20 protein-coding genes are annotated in these 17,830 nt (G+C 46.3%); 17 read left to right on the top strand and 3 right to left on the bottom strand.

Annotated features, from left to right (window positions below; genetic code table 11):
• Window positions 1-10: 10 nt before the first annotated feature.
• From AC5JQI_RS02465 to AC5JQI_RS02475, 3 genes are all read right to left on the bottom strand, one after another.
• Window positions 11-946 carry a VirK/YbjX family protein gene (locus AC5JQI_RS02465; RefSeq protein WP_493913608.1) on the bottom strand — a complete coding sequence of 312 codons (936 nt, stop codon included), beginning with the start codon at window positions 944-946 and terminating at the stop codon, window positions 11-13.
• A gap of 351 nt (window positions 947-1,297) precedes the next feature.
• The gene (locus tag AC5JQI_RS02470; RefSeq protein ID WP_493913609.1) at window positions 1,298-1,732 is read right to left on the bottom strand and encodes a GNAT family N-acetyltransferase; all 435 of its coding nucleotides are present in this window, start codon (window positions 1,730-1,732) and stop codon (window positions 1,298-1,300) included.
• Window positions 1,733-1,811: 79 nt separating this feature from the next.
• A complete protein-coding gene (locus AC5JQI_RS02475; RefSeq protein WP_493913610.1) occupies window positions 1,812-2,981 on the bottom strand; it encodes an MFS transporter in 1,170 nt (389 codons plus the stop codon).
• A gap of 402 nt (window positions 2,982-3,383) precedes the next feature.
• On the opposite strand from AC5JQI_RS02475, the gene AC5JQI_RS02480 reads away from it, so the two are divergent.
• From AC5JQI_RS02480 to AC5JQI_RS02560, 17 genes are all read left to right on the top strand, one after another.
• Window positions 3,384-3,653 (top strand): Ogr/Delta-like zinc finger protein, encoded by a 270-nt coding sequence (locus AC5JQI_RS02480; RefSeq protein ID WP_493913611.1) that lies wholly within the window; start codon window positions 3,384-3,386, stop codon window positions 3,651-3,653.
• Between the two features lie 171 nt (window positions 3,654-3,824).
• Window positions 3,825-4,409, top strand: a complete 585-nt coding sequence (locus tag AC5JQI_RS02485; protein WP_493913612.1) for a hypothetical protein — start codon at window positions 3,825-3,827, stop codon at window positions 4,407-4,409.
• A 361-nt stretch (window positions 4,410-4,770) separates the two neighbouring features.
• On the top strand, window positions 4,771-5,265 hold the full coding sequence (locus tag AC5JQI_RS02490; protein WP_493913613.1) for a phage tail protein: 495 nt from the start codon (window positions 4,771-4,773) through the stop codon (window positions 5,263-5,265).
• Between the two features lie 61 nt (window positions 5,266-5,326).
• Window positions 5,327-6,442: a DUF2586 domain-containing protein gene (locus AC5JQI_RS02495; RefSeq protein ID WP_493914588.1), complete on the top strand. Its 1,116-nt coding sequence runs from the start codon at window positions 5,327-5,329 to the stop codon at window positions 6,440-6,442.
• On the top strand, window positions 6,443-6,898 hold the full coding sequence (locus AC5JQI_RS02500) for a DUF2597 family protein (RefSeq protein WP_237387922.1): 456 nt from the start codon (window positions 6,443-6,445) through the stop codon (window positions 6,896-6,898).
• Window positions 6,899-7,029: 131 nt separating this feature from the next.
• Window positions 7,030-7,299 carry a putative phage tail assembly chaperone gene (locus AC5JQI_RS02505; RefSeq protein ID WP_275375204.1) on the top strand — a complete coding sequence of 90 codons (270 nt, stop codon included), beginning with the start codon at window positions 7,030-7,032 and terminating at the stop codon, window positions 7,297-7,299.
• A 2-nt stretch (window positions 7,300-7,301) separates the two neighbouring features.
• Window positions 7,302-7,490: a DUF6890 family protein gene (locus tag AC5JQI_RS02510; protein ID WP_493913614.1), complete on the top strand. Its 189-nt coding sequence runs from the start codon at window positions 7,302-7,304 to the stop codon at window positions 7,488-7,490.
• On the top strand, window positions 7,487-9,811 hold the full coding sequence (locus AC5JQI_RS02515; protein WP_493913615.1) for a phage tail tape measure protein: 2,325 nt from the start codon (window positions 7,487-7,489) through the stop codon (window positions 9,809-9,811). Before AC5JQI_RS02510 ends, AC5JQI_RS02515 begins: the two co-directional genes overlap by 4 nt.
• Entirely contained in the window at window positions 9,804-10,139 is a 336-nt protein-coding gene (locus AC5JQI_RS02520) for a DUF2590 family protein (protein WP_493913616.1), read from the top strand. Before AC5JQI_RS02515 ends, AC5JQI_RS02520 begins: the two co-directional genes overlap by 8 nt.
• Complete coding sequence (locus AC5JQI_RS02525; protein WP_493913617.1) at window positions 10,129-11,313, top strand: baseplate J/gp47 family protein; 1,185 nt, start codon at window positions 10,129-10,131, stop codon at window positions 11,311-11,313. The genes AC5JQI_RS02520 and AC5JQI_RS02525 overlap by 11 nt, the downstream gene beginning before the upstream one ends.
• Window positions 11,306-11,962: a phage tail protein gene (locus AC5JQI_RS02530; RefSeq protein ID WP_493913618.1), complete on the top strand. Its 657-nt coding sequence runs from the start codon at window positions 11,306-11,308 to the stop codon at window positions 11,960-11,962. The genes AC5JQI_RS02525 and AC5JQI_RS02530 overlap by 8 nt, the downstream gene beginning before the upstream one ends.
• 12 nt (window positions 11,963-11,974) lie before the next feature.
• Entirely contained in the window at window positions 11,975-13,819 is a 1,845-nt protein-coding gene (locus AC5JQI_RS02535) for a phage tail-collar fiber domain-containing protein (RefSeq protein ID WP_493913619.1), read from the top strand.
• A complete protein-coding gene (locus AC5JQI_RS02540) occupies window positions 13,819-14,445 on the top strand; it encodes a tail fiber assembly protein (protein ID WP_493913620.1) in 627 nt (208 codons plus the stop codon). The genes AC5JQI_RS02535 and AC5JQI_RS02540 overlap by 1 nt, the downstream gene beginning before the upstream one ends.
• Window positions 14,445-15,173 carry a hypothetical protein gene (locus tag AC5JQI_RS02545; RefSeq protein ID WP_493913621.1) on the top strand — a complete coding sequence of 243 codons (729 nt, stop codon included), beginning with the start codon at window positions 14,445-14,447 and terminating at the stop codon, window positions 15,171-15,173. The genes AC5JQI_RS02540 and AC5JQI_RS02545 overlap by 1 nt, the downstream gene beginning before the upstream one ends.
• On the top strand, window positions 15,145-15,690 hold the full coding sequence (locus AC5JQI_RS02550) for a baseplate complex protein (protein ID WP_038186363.1): 546 nt from the start codon (window positions 15,145-15,147) through the stop codon (window positions 15,688-15,690). The genes AC5JQI_RS02545 and AC5JQI_RS02550 overlap by 29 nt, the downstream gene beginning before the upstream one ends.
• Window positions 15,677-17,326: a type VI secretion system Vgr family protein gene (locus AC5JQI_RS02555; protein ID WP_493913622.1), complete on the top strand. Its 1,650-nt coding sequence runs from the start codon at window positions 15,677-15,679 to the stop codon at window positions 17,324-17,326. The genes AC5JQI_RS02550 and AC5JQI_RS02555 overlap by 14 nt, the downstream gene beginning before the upstream one ends.
• A 298-nt stretch (window positions 17,327-17,624) precedes the next feature.
• The gene (locus tag AC5JQI_RS02560) at window positions 17,625-17,798 is read left to right on the top strand and encodes a type II toxin-antitoxin system HicA family toxin (RefSeq protein WP_493913623.1); all 174 of its coding nucleotides are present in this window, start codon (window positions 17,625-17,627) and stop codon (window positions 17,796-17,798) included.
• The last annotated feature ends 32 nt before the right edge of the window (window positions 17,799-17,830 follow it).

Here is a 17,830-nt window from a genome sequence, read left to right on the forward strand (position 1 = left end):
AGAGGAGAAATTAAGCAGTAAGGGATGCTTTGATACTGTTTTCTAACTCATCCAATAATTGATAACGACGGCGATATTCGGCGCGTTTCTTACTGGGGATATCATCCAGTGATTTTCTTTCTATGATTGATGGCAAATGGAAATCATTATTTTCCTTCCTGACCCCATTCAGGGATTCCCAGAAAGAATTATAATCAGCCACCATCTGGTTTTTCTTCTTATGCCAATAACGGATACTACGGTAGATATGAGTTTCATTACTTACCGCCAGGATTTGTTCACAATCGACATACTCGGCGAAACGGCAGATAGCCTCAATCAACAGACGCTTAGGAAACAGCCCGTGGCACTCTTTGGTTGCATGGCGGATAATCTCCAGAGAATTATCCCCTTTAGTTGGCCCTTGTAATACTCCGATAAATAAAGTTTGTTTACTATCCACGGTTAATAAAGTGAATGCACACTTGGCCAGAATGATATTCTCTGTGGTAGTGATATATAAAGAAAGTTCACCTTCTTTATTCAGATTATCCAGTGAATCAATATAAATCATAAATGATTCATTTTTTCCCTGAATGGTTGCTAATAAATAAGAATGGTTATCAAGTATTCTGCTAATAATAGCGGATTCTAATTGTTTGAATAATAATTGGTAATGCTCATTCAGAGCACAGGCAATTTGCTTGCGTTTAAAGTTAATGCTCAGGTATGGGCGATGTAATTTACAAGGCAGGCTAGGCTGCTTCTTTAAAATATCCAAGTAGCGCGGCGTCCTGGCAAGACCGTCCAAGAATTTCAATGTAGAAACCGGTGTCAGGATACTGCGAAATGCAAATTTGGTACGATTGCTGGAAGAGTGCCAGTGCTCCCCGGGGGTAACACGCTTTCCAACAAGATCGGTAAAGAGCTTCATTCCTGATGAAGAAGGTTGTTGTAGATGATTCATTTGTAACAAACTCAATATAGAAACATTTATGACTAAGTGATTATATCATTAATTTATTAATTCCACTCTAATTGTTTACAAACCACCCCATTACTTTAATTTTCTTTATTTTAAACTTCATATAAATAGCTTTGTTTGATTTATTATTATTTTTTTCGAAGGATAAAATGAAAAGCAATTCTATTTAACGATGGGTTTCATTTTCATTGAAAATGAATACATTTATCTTATTTATGGAACGTTTTTACACTCGGAACATTAAGAAATATATCTGTCGTTTTTCAAGTTGCAGCGTAATCAACAGAGCAGCAACTTGAAGGATAAAGGGCACAAGAAACTACAGAGATAATTTTAAACCAATTTCATGTGTAATAATGGGAACGGATTTCCTTGCCCATCCAATTCTGAACGGGAAAAAACCTGAAATCCCATATGAATATAGAAACCAACACCTTGCCCATTTTGTTCATTAACATTCAATTCACTGACCTGTAATTCATCAATGGCAAATTTCAGCAACTTTTTACCGATCCCCGCTCCTCTAACCTGTGGTGATACAAACAGCATTTCCACACGATGTTGAGCCGTACTGATAAATCCTACGATATTTTGGTTTTCATCTACTGCCTTATAAACAGTGAGATGAGGCAGGTAATCGTTAAGGATCTGTGGACGCAGAATCTCAATCATCTCCGCAGGCAGGAAATCATGAGTAGCAATTACAGAGTCTTCCCAAATTTGAATCAATATTGTGAAATCAGTTACAGTGGCTGGTTGTATTTGCATTTAATAACTCCATATTTTTACTGTGTTATACCTTTCATCTTTCAAGTTGCCGCTTTATTGGCGGCGTATCAGAGATTCCTTAGCTTGCCAATACCCTGTCTTTACGGCGCAAACTCGCTAACAGCATATAAATGGCCGTCGCCAGCAAGACAATAAAGAAGAAACTCATTAATCCTGTGTGCTGGGCACTAAAATAGTGTTGCAGCATAATATGCCCTGCTCCCAGTGGGCCAATAGCCGAACCAATACTGTAACTTAATAGCATCACTTGGCTTGCTGCCACAATATAGGATGAGTCCAGTTTGTCACACGCGAGAGTGATAGCGATTGGATACAGCGCAAAAGAGGACATACCCAAAAGCGCCAAGGCCACAATCGTCACAATGTAATGGTCAAACAGATATGTTATTCCCACGGCGAAGACACCCAATAATGACACCATTGCCAATAGGAAAGTCTTGTTTATGATAACAGACAACCTGCTGATAATCGGTTGTATAACCATTCCACCCAAAACAATTGCTGCCATCAACACACCAACCTGATCGGCGCTGAAATGGCTCTGACTGAGCGATAAAGGCATCAGACCATAGATAGTGCCCATAACAATCCCGGAAGTCATGCAGCCAACAATGGCGGGCTTACTAAACCGGGAGATTTTTTTCAGCGACAAGCTCTGGTGATGCAGCGAAGGTGGTTGCCCGTGACGTACAAGTAATGGTGGCAAAATGGCTAATAGAAGCAGGGCTGAAACAGCCATGAAAGGGAGCATTCCCTGAGTACCGATGGAGCCTATCAACAATTGACCCAAAGTGGTTCCGCCATAGAGGGATGTCATGTAAAAACTTAAGCGTTTGGCACGCTCTTTGGGATTATCACCAATCAACAGCCAAGACTCTACGACGACAAAGATCCCGGCAACAGCGATGCCGGCTATACAGCGAATAATCAGCCAGATCTCTTTATTCGGAAAAAAAGGCAACACAATGACTGTTGCTGTTAACTGTACCAGAAAAGCAATAAATGAAAGACGGTGGCCGATTTTTGCAATCACAGGTTCAATCATCATTGATCCTATTAATAAACCGACGTAATAAGCGCTGGCCAACCAACTGGCATAAACCGTGTCAATGCTGAAACTTGCCATCGACAAAGGAATTAAACTCATTAAGTAACCAGAAGCAATTGCAAAAACAGTCAAGCCTGCGACAGGTACAAATGCACTGTCATTCTTGCGCAGCAGTTTCACTACTGTCGTCTCCACATAAAAAAATCAGCTAGCAATGTTCTGCTTTTCATCAAGATTTTGCCGAAGAGCGGCCATGATATATGCCAGGGACTGGTATATATCCCGGTGATTAAGCAGTGTAGGTAAATGACTCAGTAACCCTGAGTGGCGCGGACTATAGCTTTTTCTAACAGAGAGATACAACGAGAAAAACTGATACTCATGAATGAAAAGATTTATGGAAAATGCCTGCTGAAACCATATCCAAAATAAGCACCATACTCCGGGTGCATTGACTATTCGGGATACGTTGCTGTATCAGGAATGCAACATATCAGTACCCACTCAGATTGGGCCTGATTGGGAGTAAAATGCGCCAAAATTCAAACCCTCCGAAAATAGATCCTTTAGGAAGTCAGTCAAATGCGCGTATTAAAAATCATTTGCCCCGAATGTGGTGCTAAAGCAACCGTGAATAAAACAAACCGGAAACATCCTGAAATCTCAGATCTTTATTGTGTATGTGCTGATATTGAATGTGGTTATCGATTCGTCATGAATTTGACTTTTTCCCATACACTGAGTCCCAGCGCCAAAACGGGTGACAAATTGTTGCGGACCGTCATTAATAACCTTAATCTCCAGCAACGTCAGGAGGCATTGGCATTATTGAAAGCTGATTCTGCTGCTTAGTGTCAAGCTATTTTTGACCAATAACTTACAAACTCCAGATCCAGACACTTTACAACTATTTTATCTGACTATCGCTATAGGGTTCTTATAACCTTCACTAAACCTTTCGGATGAATCTTAAACAAAGTATTCTGCTTGTGAAGATATCATTTTACACAGAGGGGTTCACAAATGCAGGTGGATAACCTGGAGATAGTGATGACGACTGTGTTCGTTTCTGGTTCGATAACAATCAAGAAGTTAGATCCTCTGATCGTTGAACGGTTGCAAAAAATTGTCGATCAGAAATTTAGAGTTATTGTCGGAGATGCTAACGGAGTAGACTCATCTGTACAGCAGGAATTGTTGCATATAGGCTGTAAGACAACCACAGTATTCTGTAGTTCTTCTAAGCTGCGCAACAACTTAGGTTCCTGGCCCGTTCACGTTGTAAAAACCGAATATGCTCGCGGAACACGCGCATTTTTTACAGCCAAAGACATTAAGATGGCAGACGAAGCTGATTGCGGGTTGATGGTGTGGGATGCTAAAAGTACAGGAACGCTCAGTAATGTTATCGAACTACTGATGAGAAAAAAAAACTCAGTAGTATTCATTAACAAGCTGAAGGAGTTTTTTGTCATTAAGTCGCCTGAACAACTTAATGAACTCGTTCAAGTTATCTCTGTTGCCGATTTGGCTAAAGCTGATGAGAAAATAAAGCTCAGCCAGAGAATAAGTCAGCTTAAAAATCAGCAGATAGATATGTTTGTATAATAGAAAAAGAGGCTTCGGCCTCTTTTTTTGATCATTAACAATATTACGGATACTTTACCCTTCTTAATAACTAATTATTTAGATGAACTTGTTATCACTATCAATACAGTAAAATTATTTTAATTTCGGTCTTATTCGGTTATTGCGTTATATCCGAATTCATCAGAACTAAACTATTCGCAGCATTTTATTGAATTCGCAATAATACATTTGATTCGAACGGAAAGGGTTAAATATCTCAATTTAATCTTTAATCAAATGTGAAAACACAGCGGCAAGGGATTGCCACCCGTTGATAAATGTAAACGGCTTATTTAACCCGTAATGATGAAAAAATTGAAACCTGAGCGGTAAGCAAAATATGAACAGATTACAGCAATTAACTACATTCTTACGGGAAAATTTGCCAGAGAACATAGGTAAAACGGAATTCACCAGTGAAACGGGGAAAATTCGCTTCATCCAGGCTCAACGGGATTTAGGGTGGGGGCAATACCAGATGTTTATCCAGAAATATGAAGCGGTGATGATATGGGGAAGATTTCCATACAAGGATTATGATCCCCGATACATCCCGCTGTTAATTGATGTCTGGCTCACAGAGCAAAGCGATGAATCAGGGAATCCCAATCTGGGACAGGAACGTCCAACGATGACGATGAAAGTGAATGAAGAAACAGCCATTGTTGTCGTGTCATTGCCATTGTCGGAATCTGTGGTCATGCGTGAGGATAAAAACGGTATTGTTCCTTTTGATGGTAAGCACTGGCTGCTGGCAAGCCCTGAAATCTGGGTTGCTGAAAATAGTGTTGTGCATGTCATGGACGAATCAGGCACACCTATTGGACAAATCTAAGAACGATGAATGGGAAGTTAAGCAGCAGTGCAAAAGGCAAAGGGTATAAATAAAGGAATAAATTATGTGGCCACATGTGCAGGTTAACCAAGTTAACCAACTACAGGGCGAAACGAAGGAAATTGAGCGGGTATTACTTTTTGTCGGAACGGGAAAAACCAACGTAGGCAAAACCCTCTCCGTGAATACTCAGACAGATTTTGATTCTGTGCTGGGAGCGGAAGATACCACTCTGAAACGTACCGTACTGGCGGCAATGGCAAACGCGGGACAAAACTGGTCCGGGTATGTCCATGTTTTACCAGAGTCGGCAGATGAGTTGGCTTTTGTCGACGCGGTGACAGCAGCACAGCATATTGCCAGTGTTGAAGGTTATGTGCTCACAGTCGGTGCAACTAAAGCTGTTATCAAGGCAGCACAGACTCTGCGGGCAAATACCATTGCTAAGTTCGGACGTTGGCAGTGGGCAATTTTATCCGTTGAGGGAACACAGCCGAAGGAAACTTGGGCAGATTATGTTACCCGTCTGGCCGAATTGCAAAAAGGTGAGGCAGTTGCATCAATTCAATTAGTGCCTTCACTGTGGAGTAATGAAGCGGGCGTATTGGCGGGTCGTCTGTGTAATCGTTCTGTCACTGTGGCAGACAGTCCGGCACGTGTCCAGACAGGGCCATTGACGGACTTGGGCAGAGCGGATTTTCCGCTTGATGGTACAGGGAAGCCAATTGATTTGGCAACATTGCAGGCATTGGAAAAACTGCGTTTCAGTGTGCCGATGTGGTATCCCGATTATGACGGTATGTACTGGTCAGATGGCCGCACATTAGATGTGGAAGGTGGGGATTACCAGAGCATCGAAAACTTGCGTGTCGTGGATAAAGTTGCGCGTCGTGTACGTTTGCAGGCTATCGCCAAAATCGCTAACCGTATGCTGAACAGCACCCCTGTGAGTATTGCGACGCATCAGGCATATTTTGCCCGCACTCTGCGTGAAATGTCCCGCAGTACCGAAATTAACGGCGTGACATTCCCGGGTGAAGTGAAATCGCCTGAAGATGGTGACATTGTCATCACATGGCGCAATAAAAACACGGTAGAAATTTATATCACCATTCGCACTTATGAATGCCCGAAAGGGATTACCGCAAGTTTGTTGCTGGATTTGGGAGGGAACTAAATGAGCCAGCGTATTTCCGGCCAATCGGTCGATTTTAATATGGATGGTGATCTGGTTCATGCTGAAAAGGTCAACCTGTCCATTACTGACAACACTGCCGTAGCCCAAACACAGGGGGTGCCGGATGGCTATATTTCCGGTGATGTGGCGGCTGAAGGGGAAATTGAACTCAGTACTAAATATCTGGATATCGTTACGGCTAAAGCGCGTGCAGCAGGTTCATGGCGGGGTATTCAGCCTGTGGATCTGATGTGGTATGCCAAAGCAGGCAACGAAGAGATGAAAGTCGAGGCCTATGGCTGCAAACTGATCCTCAGCGATATTCTGGATGTTGATCCCAAAGGGGGCAGTGTGATGACCCATAAAGTTAAATTTGTGGTCACTTCACCTGATTTTGTCCGTATCAATGGTATTCCTTATTTGGAAGCAGAGTTAACTCGTAATCTGATTGGTTAAAGATTATGGGCATGGAAGAACATAAGAAGTCATTTATTGCATTAATGTAATAGAGCTACTTATTGCATCAGGGATGATGTTTACCGAAAACAATATAATAAATGGATTAAATAAAACAAAGGAATTAAATTGTGAACAAAGAAAATAAAATTGTTACTTTGGTTGTTGGTGGTGATGAAATTAAATTTGAACCGAATATTGTTGCTTATAATAATATGATTAACGATATGACCATGGATAATAAAATTGTACCAATTGTAACTTATTTGCGTCGTATTGTTCAGCCTGCTTCCAAATCTGCATTGGATGAATTATTGCAGGTTCCAGGTGCAGCAATGCAATTGGTTGAAAAAATCAATTCCGATTATGCACCAAAACTGGAAATTGAAATAAAAAACTAAATTTGCGGGTTAAGGCTATCGAAAATAGCTTATTTGAACAGGCCTTAACTTTGCGTCGTCATTATTTACCCAATGAAAATGATGAAGCGGAAAACTTAGCCCGTGCAATTTGGTTAGACAATCGATATTGGGAATATACACGCATTGCAACTGCAAATGGAATTGCATTGGCATTAAAGGGTGAGCCATGATTCTGGGTTATATACACAGTTTAATTAGTAGTATTACACGACCTATTGCCGGTATAAAAACGGAACTTAGTGATCTTGGTAAGGAATCACAGAAGGCATTTGGAATGGTTGCTGCGGGTGGACAAACCATCGCTGATTCATTCTGGTCAACGCATAGCTTCCTTGAGTCAGCCATTCAAATGGATGACGCCCTGAAATCAGCTTCATTGCAGGGAATTGATGGTGGCGTCATGGCAAAAATTGCCAAAGATTCTGTGACCTTTAGCTCACAGTATGGCAAATCAGCCATCGAATTTGTGAATTCTGCAGCGGAAATAAACAAGGCAGTGCAAGGGCTGGAGCAAACGGAATTGCCCCAGATGACCAAGATTGCCAACACCACTGCTGTGGCCCTGAAAGCCAGCTCAACAGATGCTGCAACTTATATGGGGAAAATGTTTGCTCTGTTTTCTGGCCACGCTGAGTCTGTCGGGCATCTTCAATTTGCGGAAGAACTATCCGGCAAAGCCGTGTTTATGGCGCAGACATTCGGCACCAGTATGCCGGAAATGACACAACTGTTGGAAGGCGCTCGTAAAGCGGGAATGAATTTCGGCGTGGGGATTGATGAACAGCTGGCTGTATTGGGCCAGTTACAAAGCTCATTGGGGGATGAATCCAGCCGGGCTTATGAATCCTTCCTGTCAGTTGTGGTTAATGGGGGGAAAAGCCTGGGGTTAAGTTTCGTTAATGCGTCCGGGCAGATGCTTTCCATGCCGGAAATACTGGAGAAACTACAGGCCAAATATGGCAAGAGCATTGAGGGTAACCTTAAAGCCCAAGCAGAAATTGAGGCAGCATTTGGCGACTCAGCTGTCGTTGTTAAAACACTTTTCAACGATGTTGATGTGTTAAATAAGAGTATAGCGTTACTGGGGGCGAATGATGGAATGGATCGTACCCGTGAAATGGCCGCGCGGATGGCTGATCCGTGGGAACGGCTACAGCAAATTTGGGAAAACCTGCATATCTTGATTGGTTCAGCATTGTTGCCGGTTATAACACCCTTGGTCAATCGGCTTGCTGATACTACTCAAGTGTTGGTGCGTTGGATGAAGCTGTTCCCCAATATCGCACGTTGGGTGGGTTATATCACACTGGCGATCATGAACTTTGCTGTTGCGGGGGCTGTGGCCAATATTGTGATGGGAATATCCAAATTTATCCTGATTGGCCTGAGAGGGATTTTTGTTGTTTTTACCTTGATCACAAAATTGGGCGCGGCGGCAATATGGCTTTACCACGCGGCTATTATTGCATGGAATACTGGCCTGACAATATTACGTGGCACATTGCTGGCTATCCGGGTCGCGGCGATTTTAACGGGTATTGCATTCAGTTTTATGAGCTGGCCAATATTATTGATTATTGCCGTTATTGCGGGATTGGCCATTGCAGTTATTAAGTTCTGGCAACCTATCAAGGCATTTATTACAGGGTTTATTCAGGGCTTCAGTGAAGCCAGTGACTCACTTTCGCCTTTCTCATTTTTATTTGGTGCGGTTGGTGGGGCAATAAGTTCCGTCTGGAATGTCGTTAAGGCCTTATTTGGTGTCCTTGGTAAAGGAATTGACCTGTTTGGGAGTTTAATAAGTACCTTATTCGGCGGATTTTCTGACCTATTATCACCTATCCAATATACCGATGAAGAACTTAAAAATGTAACAGGGGCGGGAAGTACTTTTGGCAGTATTGTTGCTGGTGCAATTGGTTTGATCATGTTGCCTATCAATTTAATTAGCTATGCCATTGGCGGTTTAGCTGAGATATTTAGCCTCGTATGTAAAGTCATCACGGGTGACTGGGATAATTTAGGTAACTCTTTCAGAGAACTTACTTTAGTAAAGTTTTTTTCTGAAATGGTAGATGGCATAGCCAATATTTTCAGTAGTCTATTTGGTTGGATTAAAGATTCTTTTGCTGAGGAAATCAATTGGGTTATCGATAAATTAAATTATCTTCCCGGTGTAAATATTGAAACTATTCCTATTGAAAAAGATTTGGTGAAATCAATAAGCACAATTCCTAATATGGGAATGGGAAATGATACGCAAAAACTAATAGCCCGGCCTTCTCTCTCTACCAATTTAACGGCAACACAAGAGATATTAACTGGCGGAAATAAACTGGGTATTAATAAAAATGGTCTGATTAATGAAGTGGCGGGTAATTCACAGACTGTCAATGATAACAGCCGCCGTATTGAAAGTGTGACACTTAATATTTCCAGTGCCGTAACGCCGGATCAATTAATGGAATGGGAGCACGTAGCTTATGGATAAACCCAAATATATTGATTTATTAATTAGCGAGCGTGATTTTACGCTTAATTCAGGAAATGAACCGCAATTGTGCAATAACCGTGTCTCTATTGCTCAGGACTGTGTTCATGCAATTATCGAAAGTGGATTGGCAACAAACTTAATTGCTGAACGCAGCCCGGCATTACGGGCTGATATTCACACACAGATGGTGATTCTGGTTGAAAACGATGAGCGGATTATTCCTGGGACAGTCAGCATTAATGAGGCATCGCTGACTAAATTATGGATCATGGCTGAAACTTACGATTTTGGTCGTATTAATGTGAGTGTAGGCAATGGAAACTAAACCGACGATTGATTACGAGAAAGTGCTGCGTGATAGCGGGATGCCGACCACGGAAACTGAAATCAGCGCCGCGTTCGCCAAGATCGTGGATGGAGCCGGACTGATTACCAACACGTCGCGGATGTCCCCCTTTTGGCGGCTGATTAACACGGTTGTGACGCGGCCTGTGTTATGGCTGAAAGAAGCGCTAATCAACGTGACGTTAAAAAATATGTATCTGGCGACCGCAGCGGGGGCATGGCTGGATATGTTCGCATGGGGCGTGAACCTGAAACGCAAGCCTGCAACAGCGGCACAGGGGGTTATTCGCTTCTATAAAGCCGCAGGTGCATCGGCGGTGACGGTGCCTGCCGGAACGGTTATCCAGACTGAGCGTATCAATGGCGAAATCTACCGGGTCAGCACCACGGAAAGTGTGGTGATGGCTGACAGTGTCACCCGTGCCTTACTGCCCGTGACTGCTGAAGCCGCAGGCGGTGCCTTTAATCTGGCTCCGGGCTATTTTCGCCTCCTGCCTGTGGCCGTGTCCGGTATTGAGCGGGTACAGAATGAGGAAGGCTGGTTATTGACGCCCGGCGCAGATGCTGAATCAGATGATGATTTGCGCGACCGTTGCCGCAACCAATATAACTTGGTGGGGCATTATCACACGGACGCGGTTTATCGGGGGATGATTGCCACTGTTGCAGGCTTGAGCATTGACCGTATTTTCTTCCTGCATGACGCGCCCCGTGGTGCGGGAACCGCCAACGCGTATTTGTTGCTGGATTCGGGCGTCATCAGCCAGCCGTTTATTGAGGCGGTGAACGATTACATCACCAATCAGGGGCATCATGGGCACGGGGATGATATGCAGTGTTTGCCGATGCCGGAAACCCATCATGCGCTGACCGTGACACTCTTTGTCGGGCACTTGGCGAACTACAGTCAGGAACAGATAGCCAGACTGAAAACAGACGTGGGCAACCTTATTCGCTGCGCTTTTCGGGAAAATACAGAATATGACGTGAAAAAGACCTGGCCGTACTCCCGATTTTCTTTTTCGAATCTGGGGCGTGAGATCCATCGTGAGTTTGCGGCCATTGGATCACTGACCTTTTCATTGGGTGATCTTCTCAGTGAGTTGAGTGTACCCCGGCTGCAATCTCTGTCGGTGGAGGTGAAGGATGTCTGAATTCAGGGAACGCCTAAAACGGCTGGCGCTGCCCTCATGGATGGATAAGGGGGAGCCTGCCAAGTTGCTCCGTGCGGCGCGGGCATTCTGGTCGATGGTCTACGGCTGGCTGACATGGCCGTTGGCGCAACTGGATGCAGAAACCTGCTCAGCGGCGCTCTTGTCGGTGCTGGCGTACCAGCGGGATATCCAGCGCTTTAACGGCGAACCGCTGTCCCTGTTTCGCAAGCGGGTGAAGTACGCCTTTATCAACGCCAGAGACGCAGGCAGCATCGCAGGTTTCATTGCCATCTTTGACCGTCTTGGGGTCGGCTATGTGGAGTTGCTGGAGCGTCAGCCGGAAATTGATTGGGATGTGATTATCCTGCGCGTCAGTGACGGCCAGATAGCCGAAAATCCCGATTTGCTGATGAACATCATCCGCCAGTATGGCTGCACCTGCCGCCGCTACCGTTTTGAAGTGATCGCAAAAAATCAGTTGCTAATGCGTGTGGGGAGCGTGGGCGCAGATTATTGCTGTTATCACGCAGCCCTGCCGACACAGCCACTTTTGTTAAGGGTCGGTCATATCTCGGGGGAAGCCGTGTGTGACAATGCCCGCTTACAGGAAAATAGCGCACCGAATGTGATCTACGGTGCTTCATTATAAGGAAATAGAAAGATGTCCTCCGTCATTACCTTGGACTTTGAAAAATGGAAAGCGCAGCAGACCGCAGCGGGAAACCCTGTGGTGCTGGATGAATTTGTCTTTGCTTATGTGCCGGACTTAGATCCGTCTCAGGCTATTAACCGCGATGAAAAATTGCCTGCCGACAATCACATTGTGCACCGTCAGACGGTCAACAAAACCGGACTGGCCAGCGAGAACGCCGTCGCCTACAGTGTCACGCTGGGAACGGAAGTGGGTCACTTTGATTTTAACTGGATTGGCCTGATAAATAAGACATCGGGTGTGATTGGCATGATCACCCATGCGCCAACCCAGAAGAAAATCAAAACCGCTAACGGCTTGCAGGGCAATGTCCTGACCCGCTCTTTCTTGCTCGAATTCGCGGGAGCCGCCAAAGAAACGGCCATCACGACCACGGCGGAAACGTGGCAGATTGATTTTACTGCGCGGTTGTCGGGCATGGATGAGATGCAGCGCCTGATGAATACCGACAGCTACGGCGAAGCGGCTTTCTTTGAAGATGGCTTTGCGGTGATCCGCAGTGGTGACCAGTACACGGTAAAAAAAGGGCTGGCCTATGTGGGCGGGCTGCGTGGCAAGCTGGAGTTTGACCAGACCCTGAATTCTATGCGCAATACCCATGTGTATGCGGATCTTAGCTATCAGGGCAATCTGATGAGCCAGTGGAAAACGGCCGTTAAAATTACCGTCGTAAATGACCTGAAAAACTATATTGATGTGGCAGGGTATCCACATTATGTCTTTGCGATGGCTCGTGTTGATGGTGATGGGAATGTTATTGATTTGCGCCCTAAAGGCACATTGAGTGATCGTGATATTGCTGACTTGCAAAAAACACTTGGCAAAGTTCAGCAAGACTATGCGACGAATTCAGCACTAAATTCTGTTAATAACAATACCAATAATCGGCTCGAAAAAGCGCAGAACGGGGCGGATATCCCAAATAAAGCAGCGTTTGTGGACAATATCGGTGCCTACCCCAAAACAGGGGGCGTAGTGAGCGGCCATGTGGATGCTGAAGGCTATGTCAAATCAGGTGATGGATATGATGTGGTATCGGGTCGTGATATTTGGGCGCGGGGCAATATCTGGGAAAATGGCCAACGAGTTTACAGTCCGAATAATAAACCAACGGCGGTGGATATCGGTGCCTACCCCAAAACAGGGGGCGTAGTGAGCGGCCATGTGGATGCTGAAGGCTATGTCAAATCAGGTGATGGATATGATGTGGTATCGGGTCATGATATTTGGGCGCGGGGCAATATCTGGGAAAATGGCCAACGAGTTTACAGTCCGAATAATAAACCAACGGCGGCGGATATCGGGGTATATACAAGAGCAGAGGCAGATAGCTTGATCGTGCCTGTTGGCGTTCCGCTTCCATACCCGCATCGACACACCCCAGCGGGTTATCTCTCATGTACTGGTAGAGAATTTGATAAATCTTTATATCCAAGATTAGCTGAAGTTTATCCCAATGGTAGGACGCCTGATTTAAGAGGCGAGTTTATCCGGGGGTGGGATGATAGTAGAGGTATCGATCCGGGGCGAGAATGCGGAACGTGGCAAGGAGATGCCATCAGAAATATTATGGGTGACGTGTCATTTGGCGGCGACTACGGGTTTGATGCAGTAACAAGGCCAACCGGCGCTTTTGAGGGCAGATATGTAGCGTCATGGAGAGCACTCACCCACCAAAGTAATACTGAAGCCGCTAATACAAATTTAGTGTTTAACGCATCACGTGTAGTCCCAACAGCTAACGAAAATAGACCCCGCAATATCGCATTTAACTACATAGTGAGAGCAATATAATGACAGAGCAAAAATATTCCTTAGAACATGAAACAGCCGTATTGGGTAAAGATGGTTTAGCAACCCAAGCAGGTTGGATAAAGGTTTATCACTCGAATCAAATCACACGAGAATTCACAAACTCTGATATTGAGTATGTCATGCTCGGAGTTGGCTTGTCAGCGGGGGCTTATTCTGATGCGCCAACGCTGCCCGGTTCTCCTGATAAAGCCGTTTGTCGTCGTGAGGATGGTAAATGTTGGGAAATGCGTCCTGACTATCGTGGAAAAATCGCTTACGACACGTTAACACGAGCGCCGACTGAACTGACTGAAATCGGTAAATTGCCGGATACGCTGACATTCAAAAAACCTGATACTGATTACGACAAATGGGATGGTAAAGAGTGGGTAATTGATAAAGACCTCTTGAGAGCATATCAAATGACTGAAGCAAAGCAGAAGCAAGCAGAACTGTTGCAACATGCAAATGAGACACTCTCATTGCTACAAGACTCTGTTGACTTAGAAATCGCTACCAAAGCCGAGAAAGCCGCACTGCTCCTCTGGCGTAAATACCGGGTGCTACTCAATCGTGTGGATTGCTCAACTGCCCCAGATATCCACTGGCCGGAGCAACCCGAATAATGCACTGGCAGCGTAAAGTGATACAACTGTCCCCGGAATTATCGGGGATATCGGCCGCTATCGTGCCCGTACACCCGTTTATCTATGGTGTCGGGCAGCAGGCAGACAGTGGCAGTTACTTAAGTCCGGCCAACGCCCTTCATTACCTGTCAAATAAGCTGATGGGGGCTGAGAACCTGAACGCCGTTGTGCTGATGATCTGCGCCAAAACACACGATGAATTTATGCAGAGCCTCACGCAATTTTCATCGGTGTTGCCGCTGCCGGTCTTTTCTCAGGTCACGCGTATGGCAAAAACCGCCGAAAGTCTGGTCATCACCAAAATGCAATTGCCGGGCAAACAAGGCGGCGGTTTACCGCTGCCTCAGCCGCTATCAACATCGACCAGCCGCTTGGCCGTCAATGCACAACGGATAGAGCAGGCCAAAGCCCAAGCCAGCGCGGGCAGTAGTCTGGCGGGATTAAAATCACAATTAAGCGGGTTTACCACGGCAAGACAAAACGCCTTGCAGCAAGTCAGCGATACCCTGAACGGGATCAAGGATAAATCAGCCAGCGTCTGGACGTTCTCCGGGAAAGGTAACGGCGCATTGTTGGCCGAAAAGATGCGCAAGGACATCCCCGAACCGGATGCCGTTTACACGCTGGCGACACTGTTTGTCGGGGACGACATCAGCCCATTAGAAAGGATGCTATCGCATGAGCCAGATTATCACCCTCGCCCTTGATGGCGAGGCCATCCCGTTAAAAAGTCTGACCGTCACGCCTTCCATGATGTTTCAGGATGCTGACCAAAGCGGCCAGTCATCCAGCACCGCTGTAGCGGAGCAGGGCATTAAGCCCAAAGAATTGCGCATCACGGGCATTATTCCCTTTACCGAACAGAAAACCTTTGCCCGGCTGTTTGCACTGGCGGAAGCCAAAGAGAACGGCAACCTGAAACGTTACCGTGTCGCCAACCTGACCGCACAGGCCATTAACTTTCGCATCGGGACGTTCACCAGTACCCTTGATGCCAGTAAGGTAGACGGTAAACAGGCCTGGCAGGTCACATTTACCTTGCGGGAACATTTGTCGGTGTCGGAAAAACGCGATGCCCGCGCAGTCGGCACCATTCAGGCCAAGAAACAGACAAGGCAGGGAGCCGGAGCCGCCAAGGAAGAACCCGAACAGTTAAGCTGGTTTGAGCGTGAGGTCTTAAAGCCGATTAATGACAAAATAGGGGCAGCCGATGAAACCCCTTAACCGATTGTCGTTATCCGGTGATGAGGTTCATCTGGTCGATGCCAATCTCATGCTGGAACTGTCATCCTGTGGCCGGGGGTTTATCACGGCAGAGACGGGCACCGATTACACCGGAAAACTGGTGCGGCTGGATGTAGGTTACACCGATTTAATATTACGCTGGTTTACGGGCTATGTGGAGCGCTCGCAGCCTGCCCAGAATGGCTATCAACGCCTGTTTGTGCGTGAGCTGGTCGGCGTGTTTGACCGATTGTGGCCATGTTCTTTTCAGCATCCGACCTTGCGCCAGATGACGGACTGGTTGCAGTCGCATAGCGGGCTGACGTTCACCTTACCGGATGCGCCTTATACGGATAAGCCTGTCCCGCATTACACGCATAATGGCACGGGTTATCAGCTATTGGCGAGTCTGGGACAGATCTTTTCCATTGAGGACTATATCTGGCATCAGTTGCCGGATGGGTCGGTTTATCTGGGGAGCTGGGCGCATTCGATGTTTGCCGGAAATTCCGTCGAGATCCCGAATGAATTCAGCCAACATCAGTCCGCAGGCAATGCCATGACCCTGCCTATGATCCAATCCCTGCGCCCCGGCGTGGTGGTCAATCAGCAGCGGCTGAACAAGGTCAATCTGAACAATGAAAACATGGTGATCACATGGGAAGCCATCAACAAACTGACAGGCCAGCCGGAAAGCAAAACGCCGATGCAGCGCCAGATTGACGCCGCTTACCCCGAATTATCGGCCGGGCTACATTTGCCCCAATTCGCCCGTATTGAAGCACACACCGAAAACACGGCCAGCGGCGATATCTCCGATCCCTTCAGGCCGCGCTATGCCGTTGATGTGCAGTTGCTGGATGATGACGGCAAAGACGCCGCCGCGCCTGTTTACCGTGCCGTTCCGCTGCCCCTGCCCATGGCGGGCGGTGAATCAGGGATGTTCCAGTATCCGCCCATCGGCACGCGGGTTGAGATCGCTTTCGAGGGCGGCCGTCCGGATAAGCCGTTTATCCGCCAGACCCTGAGCCAGGGCAATACCCTGCCGGATATCAAGCCGGGTGAGCAATTGCAGCAGCAGCGCGCGGAAGTCTCGCAGCGCGTGACACAGGAAGGCAGTTGGGTACGGCAGACAGACCAGACCATTAACGAATCGTCCATGCACCGTGAAGTTAAGGCCGATACCGAAACGCGCACGGTCGTGGCACGGGAAACCACCATACAGGCCACGGATAAAGCTATTGTCTTGGGAACGTCTACCTTACTGGCGGGTGCTATTCAGCACATCGCTGATGGTGATTACAGTCTGGCGACTGCCTCAAATCTGGTCGTCAGCGTGGGAAAAGAAGCCAATATCGACGTCGGCCAGAAGCTGATAGAAAAAATCGGCCTGCTTCGCCAGAGCATCGCCGGAGTCAAACAAGAAATCGTTGCGCCCGTAGTCTGGGTGGGCAGCCAGCAACTCAACGTCATGACCCTGATGTTAGACACGCTGGATGTGGTCAAAGAACTAGCCGAACTGACCGCCGCGCATACCCATCACAACACAGGCACCCCAGAGAATGCCAGCGCGATACGCAACACAGCGCATAAATCGGATGGGCTGAAACAGAAGTATTCGCCAGTGATTGGGTGAGGTTTTTACGCTATACCAAGATTGATATTTTATGCAGAGGCATTAGACTGATGATGTTGGCTTAGAGGTGTCGCGCTATCGTCGAGGCTACCAATCTCGTAAATAGCACAGCGAAAGACGAACTCATCAAAAGTAAAAACAAAAAACCAGCCTCACCAGTTGATTTTTTTGTCGTAGTCAAAGTAACCCTGCTCCGGCGGGGTTTATTTTTATCTTCCCCCTTTTTTGTAAACAAAAATGTTGACAAGGTAAGCATAAATGTTTACTGTGATCGCATGTTCAACAGAATGGAGGAGTGGTGAAGCAAAGCGAGTTTAGGCGATGGCTGGAAGCTCAGGGCGTCGAAGTTTCAAACGGAACAAACCATCTGAAACTGAGATACAAGGGGAAGTGCAGTGTCATGCCAAGGCACCCCAGCCATGAAATAAAAGAGCCACTAAGGAAAGCAATCATTAAGCAATTAGGATTGTAATAAAAACCCGCCTCTTCAGGGGCGGGTTCTCG

The organism is Xenorhabdus sp. XBWT, assembly GCF_059072735.1.

Excerpts from the sequence above, each read along its gene's own strand:
- AC5JQI_RS02490 (WP_493913613.1), top strand. The coding sequence starts at position 4,771 with ATGAACAGATTACAGCAATTAACTACATTCTTACGGGAAAATTTGCCA.
- AC5JQI_RS02555 (WP_493913622.1), top strand. The coding sequence starts at position 15,677 with ATGAAACCCCTTAACCGATTGTCGTTATCCGGTGATGAGGTTCATCTG.
- AC5JQI_RS02500 (WP_237387922.1), top strand. The coding sequence starts at position 6,443 with ATGAGCCAGCGTATTTCCGGCCAATCGGTCGATTTTAATATGGATGGT.
- AC5JQI_RS02470 (WP_493913609.1), bottom strand. The coding sequence starts at position 1,732 with ATGCAAATACAACCAGCCACTGTAACTGATTTCACAATATTGATTCAA.
- AC5JQI_RS02465 (WP_493913608.1), bottom strand. The coding sequence starts at position 946 with ATGAATCATCTACAACAACCTTCTTCATCAGGAATGAAGCTCTTTACC.
- AC5JQI_RS02520 (WP_493913616.1), top strand. The coding sequence starts at position 9,804 with ATGGATAAACCCAAATATATTGATTTATTAATTAGCGAGCGTGATTTT.
- AC5JQI_RS02525 (WP_493913617.1), top strand. The coding sequence starts at position 10,129 with ATGGAAACTAAACCGACGATTGATTACGAGAAAGTGCTGCGTGATAGC.
- AC5JQI_RS02545 (WP_493913621.1), top strand. The coding sequence starts at position 14,445 with ATGCACTGGCAGCGTAAAGTGATACAACTGTCCCCGGAATTATCGGGG.
- AC5JQI_RS02530 (WP_493913618.1), top strand. The coding sequence starts at position 11,306 with ATGTCTGAATTCAGGGAACGCCTAAAACGGCTGGCGCTGCCCTCATGG.
- AC5JQI_RS02550 (WP_038186363.1), top strand. The coding sequence starts at position 15,145 with ATGAGCCAGATTATCACCCTCGCCCTTGATGGCGAGGCCATCCCGTTA.
- AC5JQI_RS02485 (WP_493913612.1), top strand. The coding sequence starts at position 3,825 with ATGCAGGTGGATAACCTGGAGATAGTGATGACGACTGTGTTCGTTTCT.
- AC5JQI_RS02515 (WP_493913615.1), top strand. The coding sequence starts at position 7,487 with ATGATTCTGGGTTATATACACAGTTTAATTAGTAGTATTACACGACCT.
- AC5JQI_RS02535 (WP_493913619.1), top strand. The coding sequence starts at position 11,975 with ATGTCCTCCGTCATTACCTTGGACTTTGAAAAATGGAAAGCGCAGCAG.
- AC5JQI_RS02540 (WP_493913620.1), top strand. The coding sequence starts at position 13,819 with ATGACAGAGCAAAAATATTCCTTAGAACATGAAACAGCCGTATTGGGT.
- AC5JQI_RS02480 (WP_493913611.1), top strand. The coding sequence starts at position 3,384 with ATGCGCGTATTAAAAATCATTTGCCCCGAATGTGGTGCTAAAGCAACC.